The 11,142-nt window shown below is 58.4% G+C and carries 10 protein-coding genes; 2 read left to right on the forward strand and 8 right to left on the reverse strand.

Going from position 1 to position 11,142, the window contains the following annotated elements:
- The first annotated feature begins 167 nt into the window (after positions 1–167).
- Complete coding sequence (locus FPT12_RS03495; protein WP_145014658.1) at positions 168–2,963, forward strand: winged helix-turn-helix domain-containing protein; 2,796 nt, start codon at positions 168–170, stop codon at positions 2,961–2,963.
- Here FPT12_RS03495 and FPT12_RS03500 read toward each other — a convergent pair.
- Complete coding sequence (locus FPT12_RS03500) at positions 2,910–4,406, reverse strand: winged helix-turn-helix domain-containing protein (protein ID WP_145014659.1); 1,497 nt, start codon at positions 4,404–4,406, stop codon at positions 2,910–2,912. The two genes, FPT12_RS03495 and FPT12_RS03500, sit on opposite strands and share 54 nt — an antisense overlap.
- Positions 4,407–4,592: 186 nt before the next feature.
- Positions 4,593–5,543, reverse strand: a complete 951-nt coding sequence (locus FPT12_RS03505) for a GlxA family transcriptional regulator (protein ID WP_145014660.1) — start codon at positions 5,541–5,543, stop codon at positions 4,593–4,595.
- Positions 5,544–5,758: 215 nt separating this feature from the next.
- Here FPT12_RS03505 and FPT12_RS03510 point away from each other — a divergent pair, with 215 nt between their 5' ends.
- On the forward strand, positions 5,759–6,481 hold the full coding sequence (locus FPT12_RS03510; protein WP_145014661.1) for a pirin family protein: 723 nt from the start codon (positions 5,759–5,761) through the stop codon (positions 6,479–6,481).
- Positions 6,482–7,069: 588 nt separating this feature from the next.
- Here FPT12_RS03510 and FPT12_RS03515 read toward each other — a convergent pair.
- Genes FPT12_RS03515 through FPT12_RS03540 form a run of 6 tightly spaced genes read right to left on the reverse strand, consistent with a single transcriptional unit; the run spans position 7,070 to position 11,133 of the window.
- Positions 7,070–7,639: a DUF1697 domain-containing protein gene (locus FPT12_RS03515; protein ID WP_145014662.1), complete on the reverse strand. Its 570-nt coding sequence runs from the start codon at positions 7,637–7,639 to the stop codon at positions 7,070–7,072.
- 4 nt (positions 7,640–7,643) lie between these two features.
- Complete coding sequence (locus tag FPT12_RS03520; RefSeq protein WP_218570710.1) at positions 7,644–8,435, reverse strand: thioesterase II family protein; 792 nt, start codon at positions 8,433–8,435, stop codon at positions 7,644–7,646.
- Entirely contained in the window at positions 8,429–8,644 is a 216-nt protein-coding gene (locus tag FPT12_RS03525) for an MbtH family NRPS accessory protein (protein WP_145014663.1), read from the reverse strand. The genes FPT12_RS03520 and FPT12_RS03525 overlap by 7 nt, the downstream gene beginning before the upstream one ends.
- Before the next feature lie 34 nt (positions 8,645–8,678).
- A complete protein-coding gene (locus tag FPT12_RS03530) occupies positions 8,679–9,911 on the reverse strand; it encodes a hydroxymethylglutaryl-CoA synthase family protein (protein WP_145014664.1) in 1,233 nt (410 codons plus the stop codon).
- A gap of 9 nt (positions 9,912–9,920) precedes the next feature.
- Complete coding sequence (locus tag FPT12_RS03535; protein WP_145014665.1) at positions 9,921–10,166, reverse strand: phosphopantetheine-binding protein; 246 nt, start codon at positions 10,164–10,166, stop codon at positions 9,921–9,923.
- Positions 10,167–10,182: 16 nt separating this feature from the next.
- The gene (locus tag FPT12_RS03540; protein WP_145014666.1) at positions 10,183–11,133 is read right to left on the reverse strand and encodes an LnmK family bifunctional acyltransferase/decarboxylase; all 951 of its coding nucleotides are present in this window, start codon (positions 11,131–11,133) and stop codon (positions 10,183–10,185) included.
- Positions 11,134–11,142: the final 9 nt, after the last annotated feature.

Consider the following 11,142-nt stretch of genomic DNA (forward strand, 5'->3'; position numbering starts at 1 on the left):
TTTTCCACCGCCGAGCCCAGTAAATACGAGCTTGCGAACGGTGCCGGAAACGCTGCATACAATGCACACACAGGACAGTCGCTCGGTCACCGCGTTGCGTTGACTAACAGATTTGAGGAACATGCCCGGATACCGTGTGATAGACGGATGCAAGCAGGAGTGACCCGTTGACCCGTTCCCCCGAACAGGCCGTACATTTCGGCCCCTACCGGGTCTACCCCGGACAACGCCTGGTGCTGGAGGCCGACCAGCCCCTGCGCCTGGGTCGGCGCGCCATGGACATTCTGTTGATCCTGCTGGAACACGCCGGGAATGTAGTCAGCAAGCAGCAATTGATCGCGCAGGTCTGGCCCAAATGCGTAGTCGAAGACATCAATTTGCGAGTACACATGGCGGCGCTGCGCAAAGCCCTCGGCGACGGTCAAGCCGGCCAGCGCTACATCGTCACCGTGGCCCAGCGTGGTTACAGCTTTGTCGCGCCGTACTCCCTGGAACACGTCGAGCAACGTCCGCCGAGCAGCGGCCACGAGCAGAGCGGCCATAACCTGCCCATTCGTCGGACTCGCATGATTGGTCGCCAGGTCTTGGTCGACAGTCTTGTCACGCACTTGCCACGCCAACGCTTCATCACCCTCGTCGGCCCTGGCGGTATCGGCAAGACCACGGTGGCACTGCGCGTCGCCGAACAACTGATCGGTCGCTACCGGGACGGCATTCGACTGCTGGACCTGGCCCCGGTCAGCGACCCGTTGATGATCGCCACCCACCTGGCGACGCTGCTGGACCTGTCGTTGCACGACGCTGAACCGATGAACTGCCTCACGACCTTCCTGCGCGATCGGCAAATGCTGCTGGTGATCGACAACTGCGAGCATCTGATCGACGCCGTTGCGTTGCTCAGCGAAAGCATCCTGCGTGGCGCGCCCGATGTGCACATTCTGGCCACCAGTCGCGAGAGCCTGCGGGCCGAAGGCGAATTCGTTCAGCGCCTGGAGTCCCTGGACTGCCCACCACCCATCGCCGCGCTGGACAGCTCCCAGGCCTTGAGTTTTTCGGCTGTGCAATTGTTCGTCGAACGGGCAATGGCCAGCCATGACAGTTTCGAACTGAGCGATGCCGAACTGCCTCTGGCGATCGAGATTTGCCGCCGCCTGGACGGCATTCCTTTGGCGATTGAACTGGCCGCGGCGCAAGTGAACAGCCTTGGCCTGAGTGGATTGCTAACGCAACTGCAAGGCAGTTTTCGTCTGCTCACACAGGGCTGCCAGACGACGCTGGGTCGGCATCAGACCCTGCGCGCGACACTTGACTGGAGCTTTGAGCTGCTGAGTACCTGCGAACAAATCTGCCTGCGCCGACTGGGTGTGTTCAGGGGCGGTTTCACGCTGGAATCGGCGGCCGCGGTGATTGTCGGCGAACACATCGAACCCCGCGAGGTGTTTGGCGCGATTACGCAACTGGTGGCCAAGTCACTGCTGAACGTGGAGGTCGGCGACGAGCAGGTGTTCTACCGTCTGCTCGATACCACCCGCAGCTATGCCCTGGAAAAACTCGACCAGGCCAATGATTTGCCAGACACCCTGGAACGCCACGCCGAGCGCTGCCTGGCATTGATGCATCAGGCCCAGAACGACTGGGAGCACATCCAGACCGATATATGGATCGAACGTTACGCCCGCAGTCTGGAAGACATCCGCTCGGCCCTGGACTGGGGCTTGAACGCTCAAGGGCCGCAGGCTGTGGCGATCCGACTGGCATCGGTTTCGACGCCACTCTGGCAGGAACTGTCGCTGCTCAAGGAACACGGCGTGTACGTGTGCAAGGCCCTGGCAGGGCTCGAATTGACGCCCGAGCCCTGCCCTCGTCTGAAAATGGCCCTCAAGCTCGCCCTCGGCAGCTCCTGCTACCACACCCAAGGCGGCACCGCCGAAACCGTCGAAGCCTTTGTGAGCGCCAGAACCCTGGCCGAACGCTGCAACGACGTGGCCGGTCAGCTCAGGGCCGTGTCCGGGCACATGGCGGTCAACCTCAGTTGCGGCAACTACCAAACGGCCCTGGAACAGAGCCTGCAATTCGATCGTCTGGGTTTACAAGGCAACGCCGCTGTGTCCCTGAGTACACACCGTTTGCAAGTGCTGGCCCTGCACTTTGCCGGGGATCAGCAACGGGCACGGGAGGTTGCTGAACAAGTCATTGAGCGCATGGCCCAGAGCGGACACCTCAATCGCTTCACCCACGGCTTTGGTGTCCAGTACGACCAGAGCGTCGCCGCCCTGACCATTCTCGCGCGGATCCTCTGGCTGCAAGGCCATCCGGAAAAGGCCTGGAGCACCGCGCGTCAGGCGCTGGACATTGCGCTCCAGATCGACCACGGCACGTCCATCTGCTACACGCTGGCACTGTCCGGTTGCCTGATCGCCCACTACAACGGCGACACTCAAACTGCCTGCAACCTCTTGCGCCTGCTGCTCGAACAAGCACAAAAACATTCGGTGCTGCTGTTCTACAACTGGGCCCGGCACTACGCGCAGGTGATCGATGGCGATAACGCACATTCGCCCCCGCAACCCGGCGTCGGGCTGATCAAGGAAATCATGGTCACCCTGGATACCGGTTTCGTCGATGACACATTGCTGGCACGGGCCGAAAACGGCGCTGCGGGTTGGAGCACGGCGGAAATCCTTCGGGCCAGAGCGAATGCACTGCTTGCAGAAAACAGCCAGAGTGCAGCCGAGACCGTGCTGCTCAAAGCGCTGGCAGTGGCAAAAGCCCAGGGTGCTCTGGCGTGGGAGCTGCGCACGGCCACATCACTGGCCGAGCTTTGGCAGCGTCAAGGCCGCCACCAACAAGCCCATGACCTGCTGGCGCCGATCTACAACCGCTTCACCGAAGGCTTTGCCACACCAGACCTAAGCAAAGTCCGCCGTCTGCTTGACGAGCTGCAGCGACACCGGCCGGCCTGAAACCCAGCGTGCCCGGCTGAGATAGCGGGCATAACGCGTTTCAAACACTCGCCGCAGTCCGCTCAGTTCAAGCTTTTCCAGTACGTAAGTGCGGGTAGTGTTGAGAAACCGATAACGTGTCATGCCATTGCCCTGTTCAACCGACAACAGTGATTTCAGCGCCAGCCGTTCTATCACCTCTGCCAGACTGGTGGGCCGCAGCACCGCACAACTGATGACGCCGATGGCTGCGTCCAAAGTAAAGGCTATTTTGAACACCGCCAGCCCCTGCAGCACGGTCTGCTCCAGCGGGCTCAGGCGCTGATAGCTCCAGTCCAACGCAGCCTTGAGCGTCTGATGCCGTGGCACGGCGGTGCGCCGGCCTTGGGTCAGCAGTTGAAAACAATTGTCCAGTTGTGCTCGCAGCCCAACCAGTGCCAGCGCATCGATCTGCGCCGCTGCCAGTTCGATGGCCAAGGGCAGACCGTCGAGGCGCCGACAGATTTCCCGCACAGCCTTGAGGTCCTGTTCACGCAGAGCAAAGCCTTGTTGGCGGGCACGGGCACAGCTGACAAACAGCTGCACCGCCGAATAGCTCATCGCCTCGCTAACACTCTGCAGCGCCGACATCGGCGGCACCGCGAGGGCTGGCAAACGCTGAACCGTTTCCCTCGCCGCCCGCAGCGGTTCGCGGCTGGTGACCAGGATCGATAACCGTGGCGCCGAAACCAATAGGCCATCCACCAGCGAGCGGCAACGTTCGAGCACGTGCTCGCAATTGTCGAGCACCAGCAATGCATGCCGTGGCGCCAGTGCATCTACGCCAACGTCCAGTTCAAGGGCCTGGCTCAGATAATCGACGAGCTGCGCAGGGTCATCGATTGACGCCAGATCAACGATCCAGACGCCATCGCGATAGTGCTGCAACAGCTGTTCGGCCACGCGCAAGGCCACCGTGGTCTTGCCGATACCAGCGGGGCCGACCAATGTCATGAAACGGCGAACCGGCAACTGCCGGACCAGACTGCCAACGATCGAATCTCGGCCGGTCACTGGCGTGATCCGTGTCGGCAGGTTGTGCCGGGGCGGCTGAACGGTTTCGATCGAAACCTGCATCCCGTCCGACTCGCGCTGCACTGGGGCTATGAAGCTATAACCTCGCTGGGGAATATTAACGATGTAGCACCGCCCGTTCTGGCCGTCGCCCAGGGCCCGACGCAGGGCAGCGATGTGCACGCGCAGGTTGATCTCCTCGACCACCGAAGTCGGCCAGACATGGGCAATCAGTTCTTCCTTGCTGAGCACATTGCCCGCGCGCTCGACCAGTACCTGGAGGATATCCAGTGCCCGTCCGCCCATACGCAGCGACCGATCACCTTCCAGGATCAGCCGTTGACGAGTGTGAAACACGTACGGGCCAAACCGCAGCACCGCACTGCTATTTAAATCTCTGAGTCTGTTCATGCACGTTCACGTGCTGAAAACCTGGCCCGGCTCAAGGTACTGCATCATCCATTGCACGAGTTCGCCCAGGCTCCCGCACCTCCATTGCCAAGAGTCCACGAGTATCTTGGCAGGCATGGGTGACGGTACAACGGAGCTGGAGGGAGCGTCACGGCCATCGCGGTGCGCTGGACGGACAAGAACGCTCTAGCTGAACTGTTCGCGGTACTGGGCGGGAGTCAGACCGAGTTTTTCACTGAACAGAAAACGCATGTGCCGCACGCTGCCGAAGCCGCTTTTGTAGGCGACGGTCTTGAGCGGCAGGTCACTGGTTTCCAGCAGGCTCCTCGCACAGTCGATACGCGCGCTTTGCAGAAACTCCATGGGCGTAATGTTCACTTCCCGGGCAAACACCCGGGCGAAATGCCGCGCACTCATGTTCGCCAGGCTGGCCATGCGTTCGACGCTGAAGGCTTCATCAAGGTGTTCGAGCACATGGTTCTGCACTCGGGTCACCGGCGTTTCCTGGGGTGCCACTGCAGCCATCAATGGGCTGAACTGCGCCTGTCCGCCCTGGCGCTTCATCACCACTAGCAACACCTTGGCCACGTCCTGGGCGATTTTCTTGCCGTGATCCTGAGCGACCACCGCCAGTGCCAGGTCGATGCCGGCGGTGACCCCGCCAGAGCTGATCAGGTTGCGATCCTCGACGTAAATCTGATCGGTCTTCACCGTTGCCTCGGGGAAGGCTCGAATCAACCGCTCCGTGTAATGCCAGTGAGTCGTCACCCGATAACCGTCCAGCAAACCGGCATGCCCCAATATGAACGCCCCCGTGCAGATCGAGCCATAACCGGCCGACCGACTGACGGCGCCCCGCAACCAGTCGAGCAACGGTGGATGTTTTTCGTTATAGGCCCCCGGACCGCCCGGTACCAGCAACAGGTCATAGCCCTCGCACGCCTGATCGATATGCATATCCGCCTGAACGCTGACACCGTTGGAAGCTCGCAGCAAGCCATGCTCGGTGCCGATCATCGACAGCTGATAACGGTCGCCCGGCTCCAGATAACGGTTGGCGATGGAAAACACCTCCATGGGCCCGGCCATATCAAGCAGGAGAAAGTCTGGAAACAGCACCATTGCCACGGTTTTCATGGGTTGGAAATCACTGATATCAAAGAAATAGGAAACGCAGCGTCAGCGCTGAACATTATGGCCATTTGTAACAACAAGAATACATGAACCCGCTCACATAACTGTCAACCTGATCGAGACAGTATTTCAATTTCCATCTACTTATTGCACCCACTGATAAACATTAACCTTCTCCTCACTCGGACGAACTCTCGTCCCAAACAGGAGATTTCATCATGCTGACCCTTCGCAAAGCTTCTGATCGCGGCGCGGCCAATCACGGCTGGTTGAAGTCGCTCCATACCTTTTCCTTTGCCAACTACCGCAATCCGCGGGAGCAGGGTTTTTCCGACCTGCTGGTGATCAACGATGACCGCGTGGCAGCCGGTAAAGGCTTTGGCCAACACCCGCACCGGGACATGGAGATTTTCTCCTATGTGCTCGAGGGTGCCCTGGAACACAAGGACACTTTAGGCACAGGTTCGGTGATCCGCCCCGGCGACGTGCAATTGATGAGCGCCGGCAGCGGCGTGGCGCATAGCGAGTACAACCACTCGGCAACCCGGCCGGTGCACTTCCTGCAAATCTGGATCGTACCGGACGTCAGCGGCGCCAAACCGCGTTATCAGCAAGAGCACTTCAGCACGCAGAAGAAACGCGGTCGCCTGCAACTGATCATCTCCCCTGATGGGGCCAACGGTTCGCTATGGGTTCGCCAGGATGCCCGGGTCTATGCCGGCCTGATCGACGGCAAAGAAAGCGCCAGTCTCACGCTCGCCGCCAATCGCTACGCCTATGTGCATGTGGCCCGGGGCAAGGTCGAGCTAAACGGCGTGCAATTGCAGGAAGGCGATGGCGTGCGGGTTCGCGATGAACAGGCGTTGACCTTGAGCAACGGTGTGGATGCCGAAGTGCTGGTGTTCGATTTGCGTGCGCAAGAACTGCCGCAAATGCCATGACCGTAACTTGCCTGGGGGGGGCTGTGCCCCCGGGCTTCACTCATTGGAATGCGTAAACACTTCGACTATATCTACGATCGCCGCACGGTGAGAGCCATCCTACAGTCCACGTCTCATATGGATGGAGGAGATTTGTATGGTTTCCAATGAGGCAGGCACCACGAAAGCGGATCTACGGAGCAGCGGGAACTGTGCTCATCGGGGCGGGATTCGGGTGCTTTCCGGGAATATTGCGGGAACAGCCAAACAAAAACTTTTCTTTGGACCAAAAAAAATGGAGCTCTTTTCAGAGATCCATTTTTTAATGCCTGGAGCGGGAAACGAGACTCGCATCTGGCATCCTACCCATTGAAATCCAAGGGGTTTCTCCTCTCGTCGAAGCAGAAGAAGACTCAATTCTGAACTTGTTATTGGGACGTCTCAAGAGCAAAAAAGACCGAACTCCAAGGCATATTATTAGGTTCTGCACCTAGCCAGCTGAAAACTGTTATCAACCTGAAGGCATCAGTAGCGCAGGCCCAGCTCGAAAAGCGCCTGCTCCGTAGCCCCCTCCTCGTCACCTCGGAGTCCAGCACGGCCACGGCGTACCTACACGCACAAATCGAGTATCGCAAGCATTGAGCGCCAGTTCCTCGTAGTAGCAGGCACCAACAGTTTTTTCTCGAAAAAGCTATTGTTGAGCTTGGTCTTGTTATAACCATGCGGACAGTGGAGAAACGCCGTCTTGCCGATAAGGACCACACGCTCCTGCCCCTGTAGGGGCATCGCCAGCCGATCGAATGCTGCCTTGGAGACCGGTTCGAACAATAAAGTTGCATGAAACAGCTTGCCCTCCTCTCCGCCTCCCGGCGACAGAGGGTTAGCGGCGATAATCTCTCGAAGCGCCTCGACGCCAAGCACCAAGACCTCTACCTCATGACCAAAATCGGCCAGGATCATTGCCTTGATCTGGATTGCCAGTACGTCGGCACCGATCTCTTCGGCCTCGAACACAACGTTTCCACTTTGCAAGTAGGTACGGACCGCCTGAAAGCCCATGGCCTGAAGGCTGGTCCGCAAATCCGCCATATGAATGGTACGTTTTCCTGAAACATTGATTCCGCGCAACAACGCGACAAACTTACTCTTCACTCGAAAAGCCTCATTGATGCTGTCCATCTCGTCACGGCAGTGACAGGAGCAGTTGTCGCAACGCAAGCGCCAGTTCTTCCGGCAACGGCTGCAGATAGAAGTGGTTGCCACTGAAAACCCGACTCTTGAACGTGCCGCAGGTAGTATGACGCCATGCTGAAAGCTCGCTGTAATCGACTTCGGGATCATGGGCGCCGCAATAAGCCGTCAGTGCGGTTTTAAGTATGCCGCCAGGCAGCGGCAAATAGGTTTCGATCAATTCGAAATCAGCACGCAAGCTGGGCAGAAAAACCTCCAGCAAGCCCTCGTCGGCCATTACAGAGTCCGGCGTGCCGCTCAGCGACTGCAGCACGTTCAGAAACTGCTCCTTCGGCAGGTCATAAAAGGATCGTCTCCGCGCGGGAAGATGGGGGGCCCTGCGCCCCGAAACAACCACATGACGCAGATGGCTCAAACCATTTGCCTCGCATTTCCTGGCGATTTCATAAGCCACTGCGGCCCCCATACTGTGCCCGAACAAGGCGAATGGCTCGTCCATGAAAGGCTTCAGCGCCTCGAATAACGGATCGATCAGATCCGCCATCTTTGTGTAGGTTGGCTCCTGTCGTCTAGCTTCACGCCCGGGCAACGCCACTCGGCATATCTCGATGTCGTGGCCCAGCAGACTCCCCCAGCGACTGAAAAATGACGCCCCTCCCCCCGCATGGGCGAAACACAATAGCCTGATTCGATGCGCACCGCGCACGACAGGCATTCTCAGCCAGGGGGATTGCGGGCTTGCGCGCTCAGCGCCGACGCTATCCGATACCCGCTCCATCAACATGGTGCCCCCTCCCTCATACTTTTGGGACGGATGTCATGCCAGACCCTCTCGACATGAGCCAGGCATGCGTCCCTGGAGCCTTGAAACGTCGGGTTGCATTCAGTCCACCCCAGCGGCAATGATCGTGTCCGGGGCCAAACCGAGTACTGCTCTTCATCGTTTACCACAACGCAAAATTCGAGAGTGGGGGTTTGCAATTGCTTGTCCATCCGTTGTCCTTAGAATCCGTTCAAGAGCGCATGCTCAAATCCATCGATATTTACGGTGGTAGTTTTCAATACCGTCCAACGCGAGCATGCGCTGCCCACTCGGCCTACCGACATGAAATTTTTCTAGCCCGGCGGTATCGATCTTGCGATGTTCAACCGCCTGCAGACAACGCAGGTTCTCAGTCAAGATCTGCTGATATTCGGCGAAACTCAATAAGTAGCGCTGATCCAGCCGCCCCTTGATATCCATTTTTGCTAGCGCATCGTGTGAGGATTCGTCGATGGTGACGCTGAAAAATTCCGATGAGCAGCCTGACCCGTACGAAAACATGCCGACCCTGGCGCACCCTTGCACAGGGGCGTGGTCGATTGTGCTCGCCAAAGCCAGATAGACCGAAGCCGAGCAAAGGTTACCCACCCGGCTCGGGTACTTCAGGGACGGCGAGACGCGTCGCGAAAAGTCGTCCACGATCTGCTCTGGCCGCCAGCCCGAATGCTCACGCATCATTTTGCGGTGACCCGCCTTGACCAACCCGGAGAATGGTGTGTGCATCGCCAGGTAATTGAAGGTGTCGGTAAAGCTGACGCCATCGACCTTGGAGGTGTAGTCGGCATAGCTGTTGCTGAAACAATCCAGATAAGTAAACAGAGAGCCGTCTACATCGGCAATTTCGAAAGTGCTGGTCGGCCGCGCCGAATCCATGGTTTCGAAACTGTAATTGCCGAAGGCTCCCAGATCGAACCGAGCGATCTGCCCGTCCTCTGCCAGCAGGATCGCCGCCGCCCCGTGGCCTACTGTTGGCTCCATGTATTCCGCACGCTGGTCGACCAGCGCGACGTCGGTGCCGATGATCAGCACTTTGGCGCCGGGCGCCACTCCCGAAGCCAGATATCCGACGGCCATCTGCACGGCAGCGGTCGAAGCGAAACACGCCTGTTTGACCTCCATGATCCGGCAGTTCCGGCTGAGCCCCAAATGGGCATGGACATAGGATGAAATCGACTTGCTGTAATCAATTCCGGACTCGCTGCCGATGATCAGTACGGCAATCGCGTTCTTTTCCTCTTCCGACATCTGCTCGAGGATGGGAAGCGCCGCGTTGACGGCATTGGTGATCGGATCCTCGAACGGCAGCGCGACGGCGCGCTCCATCATCATCAGATTATCCAGCCGGGCGCTATCCAGTCCGCGCGCTTCAAACAACGTCGCCACCGGGATCTGGGCGATGCCGCAATACACATTCAACGCTTCAATGCCAACGTGCATAGTTCCCCCTTATCGCTCACAGGCTGCGCACAGATAATCAATCAAGGCATCAATATCCTTGAGCGCGCTGAAGTCGGCCAACGGCAACTTCAACTTCAACTTCTGCAGTAACGTCGCGATGATTTCGACCCGATCCACCGAGTCGGCACCCAGGTCCCTGATATGTCGATCGCCACGGATCTCGTCAGTACGCACACTGGGCAGAATTGAAACGATGACGTCTTTAACCGCGTTTGCTATGTCTGTTCTATTCATTATCTGGCACTTGCAATTAAAGTTGGACCGTAGCCACGGCCATCATGCGATCTGCGGATTTTTCGAAGATCACAACATTGAAAATTTTCTGAGCGTGAGGATTGCCTGGATCGACCCATAACTGGGCCTCCAGCATCAGTACCGCACTCATGTTGGCGTTCCCCATGAAACAGATCTGGTGATCGAGCACGGCCCGATCCATAAAGCTTTGGTCTTCCCAGGCCATCTTGCGCCACAGGCGGAGAATGGCCTGGTCGACAATGGTGAAATAGCTGGCGAAATACAGCAGTCCCACACCATTGAGATCGCGCGTGATATCGACCTGGTATTCGAACCGCTCCTGCGCCACGCACTGCAATTGGGCCTTTTGCTCCTCTGTCAGAAAGCTACCGTTGCGGCGGGCGTAATCGTAGACCAGGCGCGGTGAGTACCGGGCCGGCAGCTGGGGCAGATGCTCGCTGACGAAATCGACCGGACTCGACTTTTGCAGCTTCTCGTTGCTGCCGCCTTCCGTCCGGACCAGCCAGCGGTTGAAGTTCTGGATAAACATACAATTGTCAGGCGTGCGCTGATAGAACGTATCCAGATCCAGAGGCTCGGCGTACAGCGTCCCTTCGCTGGCCCGGCTGATCAGGTGCAGGGTCAGGACCGATTCGCTGCCGAAGCCAAATACATTGCTGTCGACCTGCAACATATCCCCAAACGTCAACGTCCCCGGATGGAAGTCCGGGCTAGCCTTGATGTGGTAGTAATAAAAACCAAGATACGTGGGACTGCCCTGCTCGTTTCTGGCGTTGTAAACATCCGTGCCGCAAAACTGGCTCACCGCATCCCAGGTCCAGTCTCCCACCTGGCCGACAAACAGCGAGTTGGGGCCGCACATGCCCGGCTTGATGCGGGCACGGCGAACGATCTGGTTCGGTTGGCGGGTGCAAACCGAGGGTTCGGAAACAACATCTTCACTCATGATCACTCT

Source organism: Pseudomonas sp. H3(2019) (assembly GCF_007713465.1).
GTDB lineage: Bacteria > Pseudomonadota > Gammaproteobacteria > Pseudomonadales > Pseudomonadaceae > Aquipseudomonas.

Coding starts and splice junctions, on each gene's coding strand:
- FPT12_RS03500 (WP_145014659.1), bottom strand. CDS start 4,406: ATGAACAGACTCAGAGATTTAAATAGCAGTGCGGTGCTGCGGTTTGGC.
- FPT12_RS03505 (WP_145014660.1), bottom strand. CDS start 5,543: ATGAAAACCGTGGCAATGGTGCTGTTTCCAGACTTTCTCCTGCTTGAT.
- FPT12_RS03510 (WP_145014661.1), top strand. CDS start 5,759: ATGCTGACCCTTCGCAAAGCTTCTGATCGCGGCGCGGCCAATCACGGC.
- FPT12_RS03515 (WP_145014662.1), bottom strand. CDS start 7,639: ATGGACAGCATCAATGAGGCTTTTCGAGTGAAGAGTAAGTTTGTCGCG.
- FPT12_RS03520 (WP_218570710.1), bottom strand. CDS start 8,435: ATGTTGATGGAGCGGGTATCGGATAGCGTCGGCGCTGAGCGCGCAAGC.
- FPT12_RS03525 (WP_145014663.1), bottom strand. CDS start 8,644: ATGGACAAGCAATTGCAAACCCCCACTCTCGAATTTTGCGTTGTGGTA.
- FPT12_RS03530 (WP_145014664.1), bottom strand. CDS start 9,911: ATGCACGTTGGCATTGAAGCGTTGAATGTGTATTGCGGCATCGCCCAG.
- FPT12_RS03535 (WP_145014665.1), bottom strand. CDS start 10,166: ATGAATAGAACAGACATAGCAAACGCGGTTAAAGACGTCATCGTTTCA.
- FPT12_RS03540 (WP_145014666.1), bottom strand. CDS start 11,133: ATGAGTGAAGATGTTGTTTCCGAACCCTCGGTTTGCACCCGCCAACCG.